The following is a 20,041-nucleotide window of genomic DNA, read 5'->3' as shown; positions in this document are numbered from 1 at the left end:
CGTCAGCGCCCGGCGCCGACCGCGAGGAAGTTCTCCAGCAGCTGCATGCCGCCGGTGGTGGTGATGCTCTCGGGGTGGAACTGCACCGACTCGACCGGCAGGCTGCGGTGCCGCATCCCCATGACGTAGCCGTCGTCGTCGGCGGTCGCGGTCAGCTCCAGCTCCTCGGGCAGGGGCCGGCTGACGATCAGCGAGTGGTACCGGGTCGCGGTCAGGCTGTTGCCGAGGCCCGCGAACAGGCCGCGCCCGTCGTGCGTCACCGTGCTGGTGCGCCCGTGCATCAGCCGGTCGGCGACCTGGACCCGGCCGCCGAACGCCAGGCCGATCGCCTGGTGCCCCAGGCAGACGCCGAGCAGCGGGACCTTCCCGGCGAAGTGGTGGACCAGTTCGACGTGGCCGGAGGCCGCCGGGTGTCCGGGGCCGGGGCCGAGCACGATCGCGTCCGGTGCGGACGCGGCCAGCTGCTCCGGGGTGCGGGTGTGCGAGCGGACCACCTCGGTGTCCGCGCCGAGCGCCCGCAGGTACTGGTCGATGATGTGGACGAAGCTGTCCCGCGCGTCCACCAGCAGAACCTTCACGCCGTCAACTCCTCACCCGTCAGCGCCCAGTAGGCGGCGCCCAGCTTCGCCAACGTCTCGTTCCACTCGCCCTCGGGGGTCGAGTCGGCCACGATGCCCGCGGAACTCTGCACGGAGTACACCGCGCCGTCGTGCGCGATGGTGCGGATGCACAGGGCCAGTTCGCTCCAGCCGCCGACGTCGATCAGGCCGACGGCGCCCGCGTAGGCTCCGCGCGGCTCCCGTTCGATCTCGTGGATGATCTCCATGGCGCGCAGCTTCGGCGCGCCGGTCATGGTGCCGGCCGGGAAGGTCGCGCACAGCGACCGCCAGACGTCGGCGTCCTCCTCCAGTTCGGCGCTGACCGTCGACACCAGGTGGAAGACGTGCGAGAAGGTCTCCACGACCATCAGCTCGTCCTCGGTCAGGGTGTGCGGGCGGCAGACCCGGCTGATGTCGTTGCGCGAGAGGTCGACCAGCATCACGTGCTCGGCCTGCTCCTTGGTGCTCGCCAGCAGGGCCTTGATCCGCCGCTCGTTCTCCTCCTCGTCGTGGTCCCGGCGGGTGGTGCCGGCGATCGGGCGCATCACGATCCGGCCGTCCTCGATCCGGAACAGCAGCTCGGGGCTGGCGCCGATCAGGCTGCCGTCGCCGTTCGGGAGCAGGTACATGTGCGGGGAGGGGTTGCGCGAGCGCAGCCGCCGGTAGACCTCGACCGGCGTCAGCGCGGTGCGGACGTCGATCCGGTGGCCGACCTGGATCTGGTAGATGTCGCCGACCCCGATGTGCTCCAGGCAGCGCCGGACCCAGCCGTGGAAGGTGTCGCGGTCCACGCTGTCGTGCACCGACTGCGGGCGGCCGGCCGGCGGGCACGCGGCCTGCGGCGCCTGCCCGGCCGCCTCCCGGGCCGCGCCCGCGACGTCGTGGCGGCCCGCTTCGCCGAAGGCCGGGCTGTCGGCGGTCCGCAGCACCGGCGTGCCCGCGGTGTCGTAGTGCACGCTGTCGCGGAACAGCGTCAGCACCGCGTCCGGGCGGGCCGGCGGCAGCGCCCTGGCGGGCAGGTCCTCCATGTGCCAGGCCGCGTCGTAGCCGAACCGGGCCAGGAAGCCGAAGTGGAAGCGGTCGCCGGGCAGGCCCGGCTCCAGGCCGAACAGGCCCTGTGCGCGCCGCAGGAACTCCCAGATCCCGGCCGAACCGGGGGCCTCCAGCCGCCCGGGGGCGTCCGCGGCGGGGGACAGGCCCGCCGCCTCGGCGGTCGCCCGCAGCGCCGCGGCGATCTCCGCCGACCCGTCGATCTCCAGGTACGAGCCGTACAGCCGGATCTCGGCGAGCGGGCCGCAGCCGACCACGGCCGGCCCGCCCTGCCGGCCGGACTCGGTCAGGCTCTCCAGCAGGTACACCTGCTCCGGGCCGAGCCGCTCGCTCAGCCGGGTGTACAGCTCCAGCGGGTCGTGCGCGGGCAGCGGCTCGGTGCCGAGCCGGACGGCGAACGGAGGGTGCGATGGCGCGTCTGGCATCGGAATCCTCATCGTGAAAGGCCGGCTGGGTACGGCCGGTGAACGTATGACCCCCAGTCAATCCGTTCGTCCGGGAAGGCGGTCAGACCAGTTCCGCGGTGCGGGAGCAGGCCAATTCGCGGACGCTTGACCTTCTTTCCGCGGCCGGGCTGCAATGAGCGGGCCAGCGATTTCCGTTCCCATCCGAGGGCCGTGATGAATCGAATTCCGCAGACCGGAGCATGTGCCGCCTGGCGTTCCCTCCCGGCGGCCCAGCAACCGCAGTGGCCGGACCAGGTGGCGCTGCGCGAGGTGGTCGCCGACCTGTCGGCCGCCCCGCCCCTGGTCCTCGCCGAGGAGTGCGACCGGCTGACCGAGCGGATGGCCGCCGTCGCCGCCGGCGAGGCGTTCGTCCTGCAGGGCGGCGACTGTGCCGAGACCTTCGAGGGGCTCACCGCCGACGCGGTCACCGCCAAGCTGCGGACCCTGCTGCAGATGGCGGTGGTGCTGACCTACGCGAGCGGCGTCCCGGTGGTGAAGATCGGCCGGCTGGCCGGACAGTACGCCAAGCCCCGTTCCCAGCCGGACGAGACCCGGGACGGCCTCAGCCTGCCGTCCTACCGGGGCGACGCGGTCAACGGGCCGGACTTCACCGAGCAGGCCCGCCGCCCGGACCCGGCGCGGCTGCGGCGGATGTACGAGGCCTCGGCGGTCACCCTCAACCTGGTCCGCGGCTTCGCGGCCGGCGGCAGCGCCTCCCTCTACCAGGCCCACCAGTGGAACCGGGGCTTCCTGGCGGACTCCGCCGAGGGCCGCCGCTACGAGGAGCTGGCCGACGGCGTGGACCGCGCGCTGCGCTTCCTGCAGGCCTGCGGCTGCGACCCGGCCGGGCTGCTGGAGGCCGAGTTCTTCGCCAGCCACGAGGGGCTGCTGCTGGACTACGAGCAGGCCCTCACCCGTACCGACCCGCGCACCGGGGCGGAGTACGCCACCAGCGGGCACCTGCTCTGGGTGGGCGAGCGGACCAGGGGCCTGGACGACGCGCACATCGCCTACTTCGCCGGGATCGGCAACCCGATCGCCGTCAAGCTCGGTCCCGGGACGACCGCGGACGAGGTCCTCGGCTACGTCGACCGCCTCGACCCCGACCGCCGGCCCGGGCGGCTGACCTTCGTGGTGCGGATGGGCGCGGGCCGGGTGCGCGAGCTGCTGCCGCCGCTGGTGGAGAAGGTCACGGCGGAGGGCGCGCGGGTCGCCTGGATCTGCGACCCGATGCACGGCAACACCGTGCAGACCGAGGACGGCCGCAAGACCCGCCGCTTCGACGACATCCTGGACGAGGTCGCCGGCTTCTTCGAGGTGCACCGGGAGCTGGGCACCCACGCCGGCGGCATCCACGTCGAACTCACCGGCGACGACGTCACGGAGTGCCTCGGCGGCGGCGACCGGGTCCGCGCCGAGGACCTGCACCAGCGCTACGAGACGGCCTGCGACCCGCGGCTGAACCACCGTCAGTCCCTCGACCTCGCCTTCCGGGTGGCGGAGCTGATGAAGGCCTGAGACCGGGCGGCGGACGGCCGGGCGGCACCTGCCGATCCGGCCGTCCGGCTTTTTCCGGCCGTTCCCCCGTCGGCTACCCGGGAGTACGGGCGGCGACAAGGGTCCGTCAGGCGGCGTGTTTCGAGGAGAACTGAAAGTCATTGCCCCGTTGACGTGGCCGTCCTTAGAGTGCCTTGCGATCTGCGCCTGTTCCTCTGGGGGGAGTGGAAACGGTGGGGCACCGACCTGGTTCCGGTATTCGCCACGACGGCGGTCAATCACCCGCGCCCCGGGTCGAGTACCGCATTCTCGGCCCGTTGGAGGCGCTCGTCGGCGGCACACCGCTGAACCTCGGCGGGATCCGCCAGCAGACGGTGCTCGCCGCCCTGCTGCTCGACGTCAACCGGGTGGTCAGCGTCGACCGCCTGGTGCGCGCCCTCTACGAGGAGGCCCCGCCGGCCACCTCCCGGGCCCAGCTCCAGATCAGCGTCTCCGCGCTGCGCCGCCTGTTCGCCGCGCACGGCCTCTCCGACGTCATCACCACCCACCCGCAGGGCTACATGGTGAAGGCGGCGGACGACCAGCTCGACCTGTTGCAGGCCCGCGGCCTGCTCGGCCGGGCGCGGACGCTGCGCGACCAGGGGCGCAAGGCGGAGGCCGCCGGCCTCTTCCGCCAGGCGCTCGGGCTCCGGCGCGGCGACGCCCTCGGCGGCCTGCCCAGCGAGGTGATCCGGTCCGCCGCCGGCCAGCTCACCGAGCAGTGGGCCGGCGCCACCGAGGAGTGCATCCAGCTCGAACTCGCGCTCGGCGGGCACAGTGCGCTCGTCGGTGAACTCCTCGGTCTGGTCGAGGAGTTCCCGCTGCGGGAGCGGATGCGCGGCCAGCTCATGCTGGCGCTCTACCGCTCCGGGCGCCAGGCCGAGGCCCTCCGGGTCTACCGCGACACCCGCCAGTGGATGATCGACGAGCTGGGCGTCGAACCCGACCCCCGGCTGCAGCGGCTCGAACACGCGATCCTCGCCACCGACCCCGGGCTCGACCTCCCCGACACCCGCCCGGAAGCCGCCCCCGCCGTCCCGGCGGCCGCGCCCGTCGCCGCCGTGCCCGGCACCGCTCCGGTCGCCGCCCCCGTCGTCGTCCCGGAGATGCTCCCCGCCGACCTCGCCGACTTCACCGGCCGCGAGGACCTCCTGGCCGGCCTGCGCGAACGGCTCCTGCTCTCCTCGCACGAGCAGTCCCGGCTCGCCGTCCCGATCGTCTCCGTGGTCGGCAAGGCCGGGGTCGGCAAGACCGCCGTCGCCGTCCACGCGGCCCACCAGATCGCCGCCGAGTTCCCCGGCGGGCAGCTCTTCGCCGACCTGCACGGCGGCGCCCCCGACATGGTCGGCCCGGCCCAGGTCCTGGAACGCTTCCTGCGCGCCCTCGGCGTGAACGGCACCGCCATCCCCGACGGCCTGGAGGAGCGGGCCGAGATGTACCGGGCCCTGCTCGCCGAACGCCGGGTGCTGATCGTCCTCGACAACGCCGCCACGGAGAGCCAGATCACCCCGCTGCTGCCGGGCAAGCCGACCTCGGCCGTGATCGTCACCAGCAGACGGCACATCGGCAGCCTGGCCGGAGCCGTCCGGGTGGACGTCCCCACCTTCGCCGCGGAGCAGTCGGCGGAACTGCTCGGCCGGATCGCCGGCCCCGAGCGCGTGGCGGCCGAACCGGAGGCGGCGAAGGCGCTGGCCGAACTCTGCGACCACCTGCCGCTGGCGCTGCGCATCGCGGGCGCCCGGCTCGCCGCCCGGCCGCACTGGGAGGTCACCGAGCTGGTGGAACGGCTGGAGGACGAGACCCGCCGGCTCGACGAGCTCAAGTACGCCGACGTCGGCATCCGGGCCGGCCTCTCGCTCACCTACGACAGCGTCAGCCCGGACGCGCGCCGGCTCCTGCGGCGGATCGCCCTCGTCGACGAGGGGCCGTTCTCCGCCTGGGTCGGCATGGCGCTGCTCGACCTGCCCGAGTACCAGGTCCAGGACCTGATCGACGAACTCTCCGACGCCCAGCTCCTGGACGCCGTCGGCACCGCGCCCGGACGCCACACCCAGTACCGGCTGCACAACCTGATCCGGGTCTTCGCGCGCGAGCGGCTCGCCGAGGAGGAGAGCGTCGAGGAGCGCGAGGCCGCGCTGGCCCGGGTGCTCGGCTGCTTCCTCCACCTGCTGATCGAGGCGCGCCAGCGCGAGTACGGCCGCGACGTGCTGATCCGTGGCCGCGGCACCGCCCTGCACCCGCTGCCCGCCCGGACGGTGGACCGGCTGCTGGCCGAGCCGCTGAGCTGGTTCGCCCGGGAGCGCCCGATGCTCGTGCCCCGGGTCAGACAGGCGGCCACGATGGGCCTCACCGCGCACTGCTGGGAACTCGCCGTCACCGCGGTGACCTTCCTGGAGACCCACGGCCGGCTGGACGACTGGCGCGACACCCACGAACTCGCCCTCGCCGCCGCCCGGAAGGGCGGCGACCGGCTCGGCCAGGCCGCCGCGCTGCACTCGCTCGGCTCGCTCGCCCTGACCCGGCAGAACTTCGCCGCCGCCGAGGAGCGCTTCCGCCAGGCCGCCGGGATCTTCACCGACCTCGGCGACGACCTCGGCTCCGCCCTGACCGCCCGCGGCCTCGGCTACCTCGCCCGGGTGGACGGCCGGATCGACGAGGCGACCGGCCACTACCAGGCCGCCCTGACCGTCCTGCGCGCGAGCGGCGGCTCCGTCGCCGTCGCGTACGTGCTGCACAACCTGGCCCAGCTCAAACTGGGCGAGGGCGACGAGGACGGGGCCGGAGCGCTCCTCGACGAGGCCCTGCGGCTGAGCCGGGAGGGCCGCGGCCGTCGGGTCGAGGCCCAGGTCCTGCACCGGATGGGCCAGAGCCACCTGGAGCGCGGAGGCTACGACAAGGCCCTGGAGGCCTTCTCCCGGGCCCTGGACGTGGTCCGGCTGATCGGCGACCACACCGGCGAGATCTACGCCCTGCACGGCATCGGCTCGGCCCGGCACCGGCTCGGCGAGACCGGCGAGGCCGCCCACGCCCTGCACCGCGCCCTGCTCCTCGCGGAGGGCTCCAACGAACGCCTGATCATGGGCCGGATCCTGGTCACCCTCGGCGAACTGGCGCTCGGCACCGGGGAGGCCGACCTGGCGGTGGAGCACCTGCGGCGGGCCCGACTGGTGTTCCGCCTCATGCGGACCCCCGCCGAGGAGGCCCGGACGCTCGACCTGCTGCGCACCGCCCGCCTGGCCGCCGGGCCCCCGGATTCCGCCGATCCGGGTTAGCGGGCGTCCTGAGCGGGCGCGCTGTTCAGGGTGCGGCTAGTCCGCGATGAAGGCCACCGCATAGTGGTTCAGCGACAGGGTGAGGCTCACCCGGTGTCCCGACTCGCCGTCGGCGACCCGAAAGGTGGCCGCCACCTCGGGGTGCACGGTGCACAGGCCGAGCCCGCTGAAGTACCGGTCGACGTCGAACACCAGCCGGTAGAGGCCGCGCCCGCCGTCCGTACCGCCCCACTCCTCGATCCGGCCGCTCGCGTCCGTTCTCCGCTCGACCACGGGCACCCACTCGTTGTCGACCAGCGACTCCAGTCTCGCGTCGAGACCGGCGGCGGTGCGCCCGTGGACGCTGTCCAGCGCTTCGACGATGACCCTCGCCATCACCTCACCCGCCCCGGGCGCGGTAACCGGGCCGGCGGGCGTCCCTCGGCCGCGATATCTCCCACGGAAATCACTCCTTACTTCAGTACACGATGCATCGGGAAAAGGGCGCATCAAGCCTATTGTTGGGGGTGCCGCTATCGGGCCGCCATCGAATGCTTATTTGTTCGAAAAGTCTTGACGGGCAGTGATTCCCGCCCAGTAAAGTCACCGCTGCCAGCCACCATCATCCGCTGCCGCTCACCGCGACCTCCCGTCCGGTTGCCGTCCGGCGGCGTTCCCGAAAGAGGCGGAAAGTCCATGTCTTCGAAATCCGTCCCCACCGCACGGCGGCTCCGCGTATTCGACTCGACGCTGCGCGACGGCGAACAGGCCCCCGGCAACGCGATGAACCCCGACCAGAAGCTGGAGCTGGCCCTCGCCATCGAGGCCACCGGCGTCGACACCATCGAGGCCGGCTTCCCGAGCTCCTCACCGCGCGACTTCGAGGCCACCAGACTGATCTCGGGAGCGCTCACCACCGCCAAGGTGGCGACCCTCAACCGGGCGGTCCGCTCCGACATCGAGCTGGCCGCCGAGGCCGGCGGCGTCGAGCGCCACCAGGTCCAGATCATGGCCACCGGCAGCGACGTCCACCTGGAGCACAAGCGCGGCCTCACCCGCGCCGAGGGCCTGCACGAGATCGTCGACAGCATCAAGTTCGCCCGTGAGCTGGGCTTCACCGACATCACGCTCGGCATCGAGGACGCCAGCCGGGGCAGCGACGACCTGCTGCGTCCGATGATCGAGGCCGGCCTCGCCGAGGGCGCCCGCACGGTGGCGCTCGCCGACACCACCGGCTGCCTGATCCCGGCCGAGTTCGGCGCCCAGGTCGCGCGGGTCCGCTCCTGGATCCCGGACGACATCATCCTCTCCACCCACTGCCACCAGGACCTCGGCCTCTCCCTCGCCAACGCCCTGGCCGGCGTCGCGGCGGGCGCCGACGAGGTGCAGGCCACCATCGCCGGCATCGGCGAGCGCGCGGGCAACACCCCGCTGGAGGAGCTGGCCGCGGTGCTGCTCTACAAGGGCGAGCAGCTGGGCCTGACCAGCCGGCTGCGCACCGAGAAGTTCTACGAGGCCTACCAGCTGATGGCCCGGATCATCGGAATGTCGACACCGCGCAACAAGGCCATTTTCGGCGAGAACGCCTTCGCCACCCAGGCCGGAATCCACCAGGCCGGAATGCTGCGCAATCCGGTGACCTACGAATACGTCGAACCGCACAGCTTCGGCCGGGAACGGGGAATTCTCATCGGCCGGCACTCCGGGCGCAGCGTGGTCCGCAACCTGTTCGACCAGATGGGTCTCGGCGCCGAGCGGGACCTGCTCGACGAGATCTACGACACCTACATAGCCGGCCGTGCCGACGGCACCTGCATCGAACTGGGCGAGCTGCGCGAGATCATCGCCGAGCGCCTGAGCCGCACCACCGAGATGGCGGTGGCCGGCTGATGAGCACCACCGAGCGCAACCTGATCGAGAAGGTCTGGGAGAGCCACATCGTCGACCAGGCACCGGGCGAGCCCGACCTGCTCTACATCGACCTGCACCTGATCCACGAGGCGAGTTCCCCGCAGGCCTTCGACGGCCTCCAGCTGGCCGGCCGCCGGGTCCGCCGGCCCGACCTCGCCCTCGCCCTCGAAGACCACAACGTGCCCACCAACACGCTGCTGGTCAAGGACGCGATGGGCAGCGCGCAACTGGAGCGGCTGCGCGAGAACTGCGCGGACCAGGGCATCGAGCTGTTCTCGCTCGGCGACGACCGGCAGGGCATCGTGCACGTCGTGGCGCCCGAACTGGGCTTCGTCCGCCCCGGCATGACGGTGGTGTGCGGCGACAGCCACACCTCGACGCACGGCGCCTTCGGGGCGCTCGCCTTCGGCGTCGGCACCAGCGACGTCGAGCACGTGCTCGCCACCCAGACGCTGGCGCTCCAGCGCCCCCGGACGATGTCCGTCGAGTTCGTCGGCGAGCCGCCGGCCGACGTCACCCCGAAGGACCTGATCCTCGCGCTCATCGCGCACATCGGCGCCAACGGGGCCAACGGGTACGCGATCGAGTACCGCGGCAAGGCCGTCGAGAACCTCTCCATGGAGGGGCGGATGACGGTCTGCAACATGACCATCGAGGCGGGCGCCCGGGCCGGCCTGATCGCCCCCGACGACACCACGCTGGCGTACCTGCGCGAGCGCTGGGACCCGGCCGCCGAGGCCGACTGGGACGAGGCGGTCGACTACTGGCGTTCGCTGCGCACCGACGAGGGCGCCGCCTTCGACCGGGTGGTCGAGCTGGACGTCACCGGGCTCAAGCCGTTCGTCACCTGGGGCACCAACCCCGGCCAGGCCGTCCCGCTGGACGGCGCGGTGCCGGCGCCCGAGACCTTCGAGACCCCCGCCGAGCAGCAGGCCGCGCGCCGCGCCCTGGAGTACATGGGCCTCGAACCGGACGTCGCGCTGCGCGACGTGGAGATCAACACGGTCTTCCTCGGCTCCTGCACCAACGGCCGGATCGAGGATCTTCGGGCCGCGGCCGACGTGCTGCGCGGCCGCAAGGTGGCCGACACGATCACCATGCTCGTCGTCCCCGGGTCGATGGCCGTCCGGGCCCAGGCCGAGGAGGAGGGCCTGGACCGGGTCTTCCTCGACGCCGGCGCGCAGTGGCGGCTCTCCGGCTGCTCGATGTGCATGGGCATCAACGCCGACCGCCTCCAGGGCATCCAGCGGGTCGCGTCCACCTCCAACCGCAACTACGAGGGCCGGCAGGGCACCCACGCCCGCACCCACCTGGTGTCGCCGGTCGTCGCCGCGGCCACCGCCGTGGTCGGCCGCCTGGCCGCGCCGACCGAGCTGTGACCGCGCCCACCGGGCGCACCCGCCCGGCCCGATTGACCGACCGGAACGACCGGAACGACCACCAGGGGGAAGAGGCATGAGGGAGCCGCTCACGACGCACACCGGACAGGCCGTGGCACTGTCCCGGGACGACGTCGACACCGACCAGATCATCCCGGCCGAGTTCTGCAAGCGGCTGACCAAGTCCGGCTACGCCGACACCCTGTTCGGGCACTGGCGCAAGGAGCCCGGGTTCGTCCTGAACCAGCCGGAGCACCAGGACGCGAGCGTCCTGGTGGCGGGCCACAACTTCGGCACCGGCAGCTCCCGCGAGCACGCCGTGTGGGCCCTGCGTGACTGGGGCTTCCGGGCCGTCATCGCCACCAGCTTCGGCGACATCTTCCTGCGCAACGCGCTGAAGAACGGCCTGCTGGCCGTCGCCCTGCCGGTACCCGTCGTCGCCGGGCTCGCCGAACGCGCCCAGGCCGACCCGAAGTTCGAGATCACCGTCGACCTGGAGCAGCTGACCGTCACCACCGACGGCGGGACCTGGGAGTTCGAGGCGGACCACCGCGCGCGCTGGCTGCTGCTCAACGGCCTCGACGACATCGACGTCACCCTGCGCAAGGCCGACGCGATCGCCGACTTCGAGCAGCGGCGCCCGGCCTGGATGACCAGCATCACCCGCGGCGCCTTCTCCTCCCCGGACGCGGCGAAGCAGCGCCGGGCCTCCTGACGTCGGCGCGCTCGGTGCCGAACCGAGCGCCCCCGAGCTCCCCCGAGCGCCGGGCCGAGGCGGCGACCCTGCCCGACCCCCGGCCGGCCCGGCCGGCCCGACCCACAACCGGCCGGCCCCACCCCAGAAACGGTGAGACCCATGACCAAGACAGTGACCGTCATCCCCGGTGACGGCATCGGCCCCGAGGTGACCCAGGAGGCCCTGCAGACCATCGAATCGCTGGGCCTGGACCTCACGGTCGACGTGCTCGACCACGTCAACGCCGACACCTACCTGCGGACCGGGGTATCCCTGTCCGACGAGGACTTCGAGCGGATCAAGGCGAGCGACTCGGTGCTCTTCGGCGCCATCGGCGACCCCCGGGTGAAGACCTCGGACTACGGCCGCGGCGTCCTGCTGCGCCTGCGCTTCGACCTCGACCTCTTCGTCAACCACCGCCCCGCCACGCTGCTGCAGGAGCGGCTGAGCCCGCTGCGCGACGAGCGGACCCGCGGTATCGACGCCGTGATCGTCCGCGAGAACACCGAGGGCCTCTACACCGACATCGGCGGTGTGCTGCGCGGCAACACCGTGCACGAGATGGCCATCGACGCGGACGTCAGCACCTACATGGGCGTCTCACGGGTGATGGAGTACGCGTACTCGATCGCCGAGCGCGGCGTCTGCATGGTCGACAAGTCCAACGCCGTCCGGCACGGCGGGCAGGTGTGGCAGCGGGTCTTCCAGGAGAACGCCGCGAAGCACCCCGGCATCAGCTCCACCCACCTCTACGTCGACGCCGCCGCGATGAAGCTGATCTCCGACCCGTCGCAGTTCGACGTCATCGTCACCAACAACTCCTACGGCGACATCCTCAGCGACCTGGCGGCGATGCTGGCCGGCGGCCTGGGCAACGCGGCCTCCGCCAACATCAACCCGGTCACCGGGTTCGGCCTCTACGAGCCGGTGCACGGCAGCGCGCCCGACATCGCCGGCCAGGGCATCGGCAACCCCTTCGGCGCCATCCTCAGCTCCGCGCTCATGCTGGAGCGCCTGGGCTGGCCCGCCGAGGCGAAGGCGGTCCAGCTGGCCGTCGGCACGGCCGTCGGCGACGGTGCGTGCACCCCGGACCTCGGCGGCACCCTCAGCACCCGGCAGGCCGGCGCCGCGGTCCGGGCTGCCCTCTCCGCGGGCTGACGACCACCGGCCCCCACCCTCCACCGCCGCCGTGGTCGCCCCACCGACCACGGCGGTCGGCTTTCAGCCCCAGGGGTTGTGCTCGTACGATCCGTTGACGGTGGTACGGAACGCGGTGTGCTCGGTCATCTCGTACGGACTCCAACTCCTGGACGGCGGCCGGTCGGCAGCGGCTGAAAGGATGGCTGAAGCCTGGCACCCCCGGCCATCGGCCCGCTATCGGCGCCCGCGCCCGGCCGGATAGCACCGGGTTCGAGGGCGGAGCGGCCGTTCGCCCGCGCCGTCCGCACCGCCCGCCGCCGCCCGGCCACCGGCCGGGCCTGACGGACTTCAGGCCGACTCCTCGTCGAGCCGGTACTCACGGAGGGCGGCGTCGTAGCCGAACAGCCCGGCGTGGCGGCCCCAGTCGGTGGCGGTCTCCAGCTGCCGGTCGACCTGTTCGCCGGTGTAGTGGTGGGCGAGCAGGTCGCGGAAGAAGCCGGCGCGCACGGCGGTGCCGGGCCGGCCTCCGGTGCCCGGCGCCCCGGCGCCCCGGGCGGGGGCGCGGCGCGGCGGATCGGGTGACGCGGGTTTGGCCGTCCGGCCGCCACGGAACGACTTCCCACCGCATCGGCAGCAGCACCAGGTTGCGCCCGAATCCGAGGGGTGGCATGGCCTCCGCAGGCTCCCAGGGCGGTCCCCGGCAGGCGCGGGCCCTCGTGCTCGCCCGTCGCGCGAAACTGTGGCTCGTTCCCGGCGTCCTGTGCGGCCTGGTGGCCGTGGTGCTCTCGCTGCTCTACATGGGTGGCATCCTGAACCCGACCGGGCATCTGCACCGGCTCCCGATCGCCCTGGTGAACGAGGATCAGGGCCCGCCCCCGTCGGGCCGGTCGGAGAGCCTGGGCGCGCGGCTGAGCCGGGAGGTCGTCGCCCAGACGCCCGGCGGCACCGTCGACTGGCGGCAGGTCGGCCAGGACGAGGCCATGGACCAGCTCTCCTCCGGGAAGGTCTACGGCGCGCTGCTCGTCCCGCCGGGGTTCACCGCCGACGTGGCGGCGCTGACCACCGGCCGGGCGACCGAACGGCCCACCCTGACGGTGCTGACCAACCCCGGCCTCGGCAGCCTCGGCTCCTCGCTGGCCTCCCAGATCACCCAGTCCGCCGCCCACCAGGCCTCCCTGACGATCGGCAAGGAGCTGACCGCGGCCGCGCCGCCGGCGAGCCGCCCGGGCACCGGAACGGGCGCCACCGCCACCGCCACCGCACGGCTGCTGCTGGCCGACCCGATCGCCGTCACCACCCGGGTCGGCCACCCGATCGGCACCCACAGCGGGCTCGGCCTGAGCGCCTTCTACTACACCCTGCTGGCCGTGCTGACCGGCTTCGTCGGCGGCAACATCATCCACAACGGCGTCGACACCGCGCTCGGCTACAGCGACAGCGAGATCGGCCCCTGGCACACCCGGCGCCCGACCGTCCCGATCACCCGCACCCAGACCCTGCTGCTGAAGATGGTCATGACGGCGGGGATCATGCTGCTCACCACCACCCTGGTGATGATCTGCTCGGTCGCCGTCCTCGGCATGGACGCCCCGCACCAGGTCCTGCTCTGGGTGTTCGCCTACTGCGCCAGCCTCGCCGTCGGCCTCGGGGTGCAGGCGATCAACGCGGCGCTCGGCGGGATCGGGCAGCTGGTGTCCATGTTCGTCTTCATCGCGCTGGCACTGCCCTCCTCGGGGGCGACCATCCCGCTCCAGGCGGTGCCCGGGTTCTACCGCTTCCTCGGCCTGTTCGAGCCGATGCGCCAGCTCAGCGACGGCATCCGGGCGATCCTGTTCTTCGACGCCCGGGCGGACGCGGGTCTGGCCAGGGCCTGGACCATGATCGCGATCGCCGTGGTGCTCGCGCTGGCCTTCGGCTTCGCGATGACCCGCTACTACGACCGCAAGGGCCTGCACCGCTGGACGCCGCAGCCCGAGTGAGCGCCGGGGAGCCGTTTCAGGCGGACGCGGTGACGGTGACCTTGAGGTGCTTCATGATCGGCTGGTCGCTCTGGGTGCTGTAGTCGCCGAGCGCGCACAGCACGTTCATCTCGGGCATGTAACCGGCCGCGCAGCCGCGCGGGATCTCGTACGGGATCGCCAGGTAGCCGTTCAGGGTGCGGGTGCTGCCGTCCTTCGCGGTGCTGGTGATGTCGACCGGGTCGAACTCGGCGATGCCGCGCTCGCGCATGTCGTCCGCGTTCAGGAAGACCAGCGTGCGCAGGTTCTTCACGCCCCGGTAGCGGTCGTTGTCGGAGTAGATGGTGGTGTTCCACTGGTCGTGGGAGCGCATGGTGCCCAGCGCCAGGGTGCCCGGGGCGGGGACGACGTCGGGCAGCGGGGCAGCGGAGAACTCGGCCTGCCCGGAGGGGGTGAGGAAGACCAGCTCGCGGGCCGGCTGCTTGATCCGGAACCCGAGCGGCAGCCGCACCCGGCGGTTGAAGTCCTCGAAGCCGTCCAGGGCCTGGGACATGGTGTCGCGGATGCGGTCGTAGTCCTCGATGTACCACTCCCACGGCGTCTCGCTGTCCGGCAGTGCCGCGCGCGCCATCCCGGCGACGATGGCGGGTTCGGAGAGCAGGTGCGGCGAGGCCGGGCGCTTCATGCCGACGGACAGGTGCACCATGCTCATCGAGTCCTCGACCGAGGTGCTCTGCAGCCCGCCGCGCTGGTGGTCCTTCTCGGTGCGGCCCAGACAGGGCAGGATCAGCGCCCGGCGGCCGTGCACCAGGTGGCTGCGGTTCAGCTTGGTGCTCACCTGGACGGTCAACTCGCAGCCGCGCAAAGCCTCGTAGGTGGCGGGCGTGTCGGGCGCGGCGAGCGCGAAGTTGCCGCCCATGCCGACGAAGACCTTCACCTCGCCGCGCCGCATCGCCTCGATGGCGTTCACGGTGTCCAGGCCGTGCGCGCGCGGCGGGTCGATCGCGCAGACCTCGGCGAGGCGGTCCAGGAACTCCGGGGAGGGGCGGTGGTCGATGCCGCAGGTGCGGTTGCCCTGCACGTTGCTGTGCCCGCGCACCGGCGACGGCCCGGCCCCCTCGCGGCCCAGGTTGCCGCGCAGCAGCAGGAGGTTGACGATCTCCCGCACGGTGTCCACGCCGTGCTCGTGCTGGGTGACGCCCAGGCACCAGCTGAAGATCGAACGGTCGGCGTCGCGGTAGACCCGCGCGGCCTTGAGGACCTGGGCCCGGTCGAGGCCGCTCTGCCGCTCGATCTCCTCCCACGGCGTGGCCTCGCACAGGGCGCGGTAGGCCTCGAACCCGGTGGTGTGCCGGCCGATGAACAGCTGGTCCAGCGCCTTCTCGTCGGTCGTGGACTGTTCCAGGATCGCCTTCGCCATGCCGCGCAGCAGTGCCATGTCGCCGCCGATGCGCGGCTGCAGGTTCAGCGTGCTGGTCCTGGTGGACTTGAACAGCGCCATGTCCACGAAGTCGTGCGGGACGATGGTGCGGGTGGCGGCCGCCTCGACCAGCGGGTTGATGTGCACGATCTGCGCGCCGCGGCGGTACGCCGCGGAGAGCGCGGTGAGCATCCGGGGGGCGTTGGAGGCCACGTTGACGCCCATGATGAACAGCGCGTCGGTGACCTCCCAGTCCTTGAGGTCGACGGTGCCCTTCTCGGTGCCCAGCGAGGCCTCCAGGGCGCGTCCGCTGGCCTCGTGGCACATGTTGGAGCAGTCCGGCAGGTTGTTGGTGCCCAGTTCGCGGGCCATCAGCTGGTAGAGGAACGTCGCCTCGTTGCCGAGCCGGCCGGAGGTGTAGAAGGCGGCCCGGTTCGGGTCGTCCAGGTCGCGCAGGGTGCGGCCGACCAGGTCGAAGGCGTCCCGCCAACGGATCGGGACGTAGTGGTCCGAGGCGGCGTCGTACACCATCGGCTCGGTGAGGCGGCCCTGGTCCTCCAGCGCGAAGTCGCTCCACTCGGACAGCTCGGTCACCGAGTGGGTGGCGAAGAACTCGCGGCCGACCCGCTTGCGGGTCATCTCCCAGGTGACGTGCTTGATGCCGTTCTCGCAGATGTCCAGGTGCAGGCCCTTGGTGTCGTCCGGCCAGGCGCACCCGGGGCAGTCGAAGCCGTCGTTCTCGTGGTTCATCCGCATGATCGCCCGCGGCCCGTCCACGTACGCGCCCTCGCGCACCAGGAACCGGGTCACGCTCTTCGCGGCGCCCCAGCCGGCGGCCGGGTGGTGGTACGGCGCGAACTGCGGCGGCGCGGTGGGGGCGGGGCCCACGGCCGGCTCGGTCCGGTCCGGCGCGCGGTCGTCCTGCCCGGGCTCGTTCGGCGCACGGTGGTCGGGGGAGTTCACGGCGCTCGCCTTCCGTCGCTCGGATGGGGCTCGATGGTCGGCGGACACCCGGCGCCCGGACCCGACGCTACGCCCGCCGATCACACCGTGCGAGCCGGGCCGGGCGCGCGGTCGGTGTCGCCCGGCTGGTCGGCGGTGTCGATCCGGTCGGCGCCGGTGTAGACGTTCATCGAGTCGCCGCGCAGGAAGCCGACCAGGGTCAGCCCGCTCTCCTCGGCGAGGTCCACGGCCAGCGAGGACGGCGCGGAGACCGCCGCCAGCAGCGGGATCCCCGCCATCACGGCCTTCTGGACCAGCTCGAAGGAGGCCCGGCCGCTCACCATCAGCACCGTCTCGCGCAGCGGCAGCAGGCCCTCTCGCAGCGCGTGGCCGACGACCTTGTCCACGGCGTTGTGGCGGCCGACGTCCTCGCGCAGGCAGAGCAGCCGGCCGTCCGCGTCGAACAGGCCGGCCGCGTGCAGGCCGCCGGTGCTGTCGAAGACCTTCTGGGCCGCGCGCAGCCGGTCGGGCAGGGCGGATAGCAGGTGCGGGGAGACGCGCAGCCGGTCCTCGGCGACGGTCCAGGCCGCGGTGGTGCGTACCGCGTCCAGGCTCGCCTTGCCGCAGAGGCCGCAGGAGGAGGTGGTGTAGAAGTTGCGCTCCAGCGAGGCGTCGGGGGCGGCCACCCCGGGGGCGAGCGCGACGTCCACCACGTTGTAGGTGTTGCCGCCGTCGGCCGTGGCGCCGGCGCAGTACCGGATCCCGGCCACCTCGTCGGCACGGTGCAGCACGCCCTCGCTCACCAGGAACCCGGCCGCGAGGTCGAAGTCCCCGCCGGGGGTGCGCATGGTCACCGTCAGCGGGCGCCCGCCGACCCGGATCTCCATCGGCTCCTCGGCGGCCAGGGTGTCGGGGCGGTGCGAGGGCACGCCGCCCCGCAGCCGCAGCACCCTGCGGGGTACGGTCACTCGGCCCATCGGCTGGCTCCTCGGTCGTGTCGGTCGTGCTGTTGCGGCGATGCGGACCTTACGGGTGAATCCTCGCCCCTCGCACGACCACCCCGCGCGGCAGGTGGCGGCGGCTGTGCGCGGCCGGGACGGCCGGGAAGACCAGCCCGGTCGCGAAGCCGGTGGCCGGCAGCCAGCAGCAGGACCGGCCAGCAGCAGGCCGGGCACCAGCCCGACCAGGCGGACCGAGAACATCGCGGCCGACGAGAGGGCCGGCCAGCGGGTGTGCGCGCGGGCGGTCGTGGACGACTTCAGGCGCGCCCAGGGTGAGGCCGGTGAGGATGTGGGCGGCCGCCGCCGCTACGCCGTCCGGGCACCGCCGTTGCCGACCGAGACGACGACCGCGCTCGCCGGGCCGCCGGGCGTCTCGTACCCGACCGTCTCCCCGGCGTGGCGCCCCAGCAGCGCCCGCCCGAGCGGGCTGTCGGCGGTCACCAGGGTCAGCTCGCTCTCCTCGGCGACCTCCGAGATCTCCACGGTCTCCTCCACCCCGTCCGCGAACCGCACGGCGACGGTGGAACCCACCCCCACCACCTCCGTGGACGGCGCTCCGGCGACCGCCCCCTCGCGGATCCGCCCCTCGACCTCGGCGATCCGCAGGTCCAGCCGCGCGACCTGGTCGGCCCGCTGCAGCTCGTCCGCGGCGTCGGCCCGGTCACCCACCGGTTCCTCCCCGCGCAGCGTCCCCAGCACCCTCTCCCGCTCGGCCCGCAACTGCGCCAACTCCCCCTGCAACGCCCGCAGGGCCTCGGCGCTGATGGGCTCGGGACCGTCCGTCATAGCTGCTCCCGGGATCGTCGGTCATCCGGTCAAGCACCCGTCGCCTCCATTACCCCACCGCCCCGACACCCCGGCAAATCCTCGGCTCCGCCGTCCTCCCGGGACCGGGCCGGCGGGGTGGCGGTGATCACGCTCCCGGGCCCGGCGCGGGGGGTGGCGGGGATGAAGGTGCAGGTCCGGGGGGTGGGGGTGGTCGGGCGGGGTGGGACCTGGCCGTAGGGGCGGGGGCGGGCGAAGCTACCATGTGCGCAACACCCTCAGCTCGAAAGATGGACTTGTGACTGTCAACGACGACGTGTTCACGGACTGGAAGAACCGCGAGGAGATCGCGGAGTCGATGATCCCGATCATCGGGCGACTGCACCGCGAGCGGGACGTCACCGTCCTGCTGCACAGCCGGTCCCTGGTGAACAAGTCGGTGGTCAGCATTCTGAAGACGCACCGCTTCGCCCGCCAGATAGCCGGCGAGGAGCTCTCGGTCACCGAGACGATGCCCTTCCTGAGTGCGCTGACCACCCTGGACCTCGGCCCCTCCCAGATCGACATCGGCATGCTGGCCGCGACCTACCGGGCCGACGACCGCGGCCTGTCGGTCGAGGAGTTCACCGCCCAGGCCGTCGCCGGTGCCACCGGCGAGAACAAGCTGGAGCGCCGTGACGCCCGTGACGTCGTCCTCTACGGCTTCGGCCGGATCGGCCGCCTGGTCGCCCGCCTACTGATCGAGAAGGCCTCCGGCAACGGCCTGCGCCTGAAGGCCATCGTCGTGCGCGACGGCGGCGGCGACGACCTGGTGAAGCGCGCCTCGCTGCTGCGCCGCGACTCCATCCACGGCCAGTTCCAGGGCACGATCACCGTCGACGAGGCGAACAACAAGATCATCGCCAACGGCAACGAGATCACCGTGATCTACTCCGACGACCCGACCAAGGTCGACTACACGGAGTACGGGATCAAGGACGCCATCCTGATCGACAACACCGGCCGCTGGCGCGACCGCGAGGGCCTGTCCAAGCACCTGCGCCCCGGCATCGCCAAGGTCGTGCTGACCGCGCCGGGCAAGGGCGACGTCCCGAACATCGTCCACGGCGTCAACCACGACATGATCAAGCCCGACGAGCAGATCCTGTCCTGCGCCTCCTGCACCACCAACGCCATCGTCCCGCCGCTCAAGGCGATGGAGGACGAGTACGGCGTGCTGCGCGGGCACGTGGAGACCGTCCACTCGTTCACCAACGACCAGAACCTGCTGGACAACTACCACAAGGCCGACCGTCGCGGCCGCTCGGCACCGCTCAACATGGTGATCACCGAGACCGGCGCCGCCTCGGCCGTCGCCAAGGCCCTCCCGGACCTCAAGGCGAAGATCACCGGCAGCTCGATCCGCGTCCCCGTGCCGGACGTCTCGATCGCCATCCTCAACCTGCAGCTGGCCCGCGAGACCAACCGCGAGGAGGTCCTGGACTACCTGCGCGACGTCTCGCTGACCTCGCCGCTGAAGCGCCAGATCGACTTCATCGACTCGCCCGACGCGGTCTCCAGCGACTTCATCGGCTCGCGCCACGCCTCGATCGTCGATGCCGGCGCCACCAAGGTCGAGGGCGACAACGCGATCCTCTACCTGTGGTACGACAACGAGTTCGGCTACTCCTGCCAGGTCATCCGGGTCGTCCAGTACGTCTCGGGCGTCGAGTTCCCGACGTACCCGGCCCCGGCCCCGGCGGTCTGATCCTCGGCCAGGGACTGTCCGGCGGCGGGGGGGGGGGCCCGGGGGGGGGCCCCCCCCCCCCCCCCGGCCGCCCCCCCCCCCGGCGCCCCCCCCCCCCCCCCCCCCCCCCGCCCAGCACGAGGGGGGGGGGTCCCCCCCGCAGGGGCAGGCGGGGGGGGTG

At 72.6% G+C, this 20,041-nt stretch carries 15 protein-coding genes; 8 read left to right on the top strand and 7 right to left on the bottom strand.

The window, feature by feature from the left end:
• Positions 1-2: 2 nt before the first annotated feature.
• Both ACIOJE_RS30565 and ACIOJE_RS30560 read right to left on the bottom strand, forming a co-directional pair.
• Positions 3-578, bottom strand: a complete 576-nt coding sequence (locus ACIOJE_RS30565; RefSeq protein WP_280684661.1) for an aminodeoxychorismate/anthranilate synthase component II — start codon at positions 576-578, stop codon at positions 3-5.
• Positions 575-2,074, bottom strand: a complete 1,500-nt coding sequence (locus ACIOJE_RS30560) for an anthranilate synthase component I family protein (protein WP_400780623.1) — start codon at positions 2,072-2,074, stop codon at positions 575-577. Before ACIOJE_RS30560 ends, ACIOJE_RS30565 begins: the two co-directional genes overlap by 4 nt.
• 195 nt (positions 2,075-2,269) lie before the next feature.
• Between ACIOJE_RS30560 and ACIOJE_RS30555 the strand changes: the two genes are divergently transcribed.
• Together ACIOJE_RS30555 and ACIOJE_RS30550 are read left to right on the top strand one after the other, a co-directional pair.
• A complete protein-coding gene (locus tag ACIOJE_RS30555) occupies positions 2,270-3,613 on the top strand; it encodes a class II 3-deoxy-7-phosphoheptulonate synthase (RefSeq protein ID WP_400780688.1) in 1,344 nt (447 codons plus the stop codon).
• A 296-nt stretch (positions 3,614-3,909) separates the two neighbouring features.
• Positions 3,910-6,903 (top strand): AfsR/SARP family transcriptional regulator, encoded by a 2,994-nt coding sequence (locus tag ACIOJE_RS30550; protein ID WP_400780620.1) that lies wholly within the window; start codon positions 3,910-3,912, stop codon positions 6,901-6,903.
• A 36-nt stretch (positions 6,904-6,939) separates the two neighbouring features.
• Here the strand turns inward: ACIOJE_RS30550 and ACIOJE_RS30545 are convergent, their stop codons facing one another.
• Positions 6,940-7,278 carry a hydroxyisourate hydrolase gene (locus ACIOJE_RS30545; protein WP_280684658.1) on the bottom strand — a complete coding sequence of 113 codons (339 nt, stop codon included), beginning with the start codon at positions 7,276-7,278 and terminating at the stop codon, positions 6,940-6,942.
• Positions 7,279-7,578: 300 nt separating this feature from the next.
• Between ACIOJE_RS30545 and ACIOJE_RS30540 the strand changes: the two genes are divergently transcribed.
• The 4 genes from ACIOJE_RS30540 (at position 7,579) to ACIOJE_RS30525 (ending at position 12,066) form a co-directional block, all read left to right on the top strand.
• The gene (locus ACIOJE_RS30540) at positions 7,579-8,772 is read left to right on the top strand and encodes a LeuA family protein (RefSeq protein WP_400780617.1); all 1,194 of its coding nucleotides are present in this window, start codon (positions 7,579-7,581) and stop codon (positions 8,770-8,772) included.
• The gene (gene leuC / locus ACIOJE_RS30535; RefSeq protein ID WP_280684656.1) at positions 8,772-10,172 is read left to right on the top strand and encodes a 3-isopropylmalate dehydratase large subunit; all 1,401 of its coding nucleotides are present in this window, start codon (positions 8,772-8,774) and stop codon (positions 10,170-10,172) included. The genes ACIOJE_RS30540 and leuC overlap by 1 nt, the downstream gene beginning before the upstream one ends.
• Before the next feature lie 76 nt (positions 10,173-10,248).
• The gene (gene leuD / locus ACIOJE_RS30530) at positions 10,249-10,887 is read left to right on the top strand and encodes a 3-isopropylmalate dehydratase small subunit (protein ID WP_280684655.1); all 639 of its coding nucleotides are present in this window, start codon (positions 10,249-10,251) and stop codon (positions 10,885-10,887) included.
• A gap of 141 nt (positions 10,888-11,028) precedes the next feature.
• Entirely contained in the window at positions 11,029-12,066 is a 1,038-nt protein-coding gene (locus ACIOJE_RS30525) for an isocitrate/isopropylmalate dehydrogenase family protein (RefSeq protein ID WP_280684654.1), read from the top strand.
• 330 nt (positions 12,067-12,396) lie between these two features.
• Here ACIOJE_RS30525 and ACIOJE_RS30520 read toward each other — a convergent pair whose 3' ends face one another.
• Positions 12,397-12,555 (bottom strand): AAA-associated domain-containing protein, encoded by a 159-nt coding sequence (locus tag ACIOJE_RS30520; RefSeq protein ID WP_280684653.1) that lies wholly within the window; start codon positions 12,553-12,555, stop codon positions 12,397-12,399.
• A gap of 161 nt (positions 12,556-12,716) precedes the next feature.
• Here ACIOJE_RS30520 and ACIOJE_RS30515 point away from each other — a divergent pair, with 161 nt between their 5' ends.
• Positions 12,717-14,027, top strand: a complete 1,311-nt coding sequence (locus ACIOJE_RS30515) for a YhgE/Pip domain-containing protein (RefSeq protein WP_400780613.1) — start codon at positions 12,717-12,719, stop codon at positions 14,025-14,027.
• Between the two features lie 16 nt (positions 14,028-14,043).
• On the opposite strand, the gene ACIOJE_RS30510 is transcribed toward ACIOJE_RS30515, so the two are convergent.
• The 3 genes from ACIOJE_RS30510 to ACIOJE_RS30500 form a co-directional block, all read right to left on the bottom strand.
• Positions 14,044-16,314 carry an FdhF/YdeP family oxidoreductase gene (locus tag ACIOJE_RS30510; protein WP_400780685.1) on the bottom strand — a complete coding sequence of 757 codons (2,271 nt, stop codon included), beginning with the start codon at positions 16,312-16,314 and terminating at the stop codon, positions 14,044-14,046.
• Positions 16,315-16,469: 155 nt separating this feature from the next.
• Positions 16,470-17,345, bottom strand: a complete 876-nt coding sequence (fdhD, locus tag ACIOJE_RS30505) for a formate dehydrogenase accessory sulfurtransferase FdhD (RefSeq protein WP_280684651.1) — start codon at positions 17,343-17,345, stop codon at positions 16,470-16,472.
• A gap of 330 nt (positions 17,346-17,675) precedes the next feature.
• Positions 17,676-18,155 carry a GreA/GreB family elongation factor gene (locus ACIOJE_RS30500; protein ID WP_400780609.1) on the bottom strand — a complete coding sequence of 160 codons (480 nt, stop codon included), beginning with the start codon at positions 18,153-18,155 and terminating at the stop codon, positions 17,676-17,678.
• 277 nt (positions 18,156-18,432) lie between these two features.
• Here ACIOJE_RS30500 and ACIOJE_RS30495 point away from each other — a divergent pair, with 277 nt between their 5' ends.
• Positions 18,433-19,881, top strand: a complete 1,449-nt coding sequence (locus tag ACIOJE_RS30495; protein ID WP_400780606.1) for a glyceraldehyde-3-phosphate dehydrogenase — start codon at positions 18,433-18,435, stop codon at positions 19,879-19,881.
• The last annotated feature ends 160 nt before the right edge of the window (positions 19,882-20,041 follow it).

This window comes from Kitasatospora sp. NPDC087861 (assembly GCF_044742585.1).
Lineage (GTDB): Bacteria > Actinomycetota > Actinomycetes > Streptomycetales > Streptomycetaceae > Kitasatospora.
Note: the sequence above shows the minus strand (reverse complement) of the source record. Positions and strands in the feature narration are given on the sequence as shown.

Excerpts from the sequence above, each read along its gene's own strand:
- ACIOJE_RS30560 (WP_400780623.1), bottom strand. The coding sequence starts at position 2,074 with ATGCCAGACGCGCCATCGCACCCTCCGTTCGCCGTCCGGCTCGGCACC.
- ACIOJE_RS30555 (WP_400780688.1), top strand. The coding sequence starts at position 2,270 with ATGAATCGAATTCCGCAGACCGGAGCATGTGCCGCCTGGCGTTCCCTC.
- ACIOJE_RS30515 (WP_400780613.1), top strand. The coding sequence starts at position 12,717 with ATGGCCTCCGCAGGCTCCCAGGGCGGTCCCCGGCAGGCGCGGGCCCTC.
- leuC (WP_280684656.1), top strand. The coding sequence starts at position 8,772 with ATGAGCACCACCGAGCGCAACCTGATCGAGAAGGTCTGGGAGAGCCAC.
- ACIOJE_RS30545 (WP_280684658.1), bottom strand. The coding sequence starts at position 7,278 with ATGGCGAGGGTCATCGTCGAAGCGCTGGACAGCGTCCACGGGCGCACC.
- fdhD (WP_280684651.1), bottom strand. The coding sequence starts at position 17,345 with ATGGGCCGAGTGACCGTACCCCGCAGGGTGCTGCGGCTGCGGGGCGGC.
- ACIOJE_RS30525 (WP_280684654.1), top strand. The coding sequence starts at position 11,029 with ATGACCAAGACAGTGACCGTCATCCCCGGTGACGGCATCGGCCCCGAG.
- leuD (WP_280684655.1), top strand. The coding sequence starts at position 10,249 with ATGAGGGAGCCGCTCACGACGCACACCGGACAGGCCGTGGCACTGTCC.
- ACIOJE_RS30500 (WP_400780609.1), bottom strand. The coding sequence starts at position 18,155 with ATGACGGACGGTCCCGAGCCCATCAGCGCCGAGGCCCTGCGGGCGTTG.
- ACIOJE_RS30540 (WP_400780617.1), top strand. The coding sequence starts at position 7,579 with ATGTCTTCGAAATCCGTCCCCACCGCACGGCGGCTCCGCGTATTCGAC.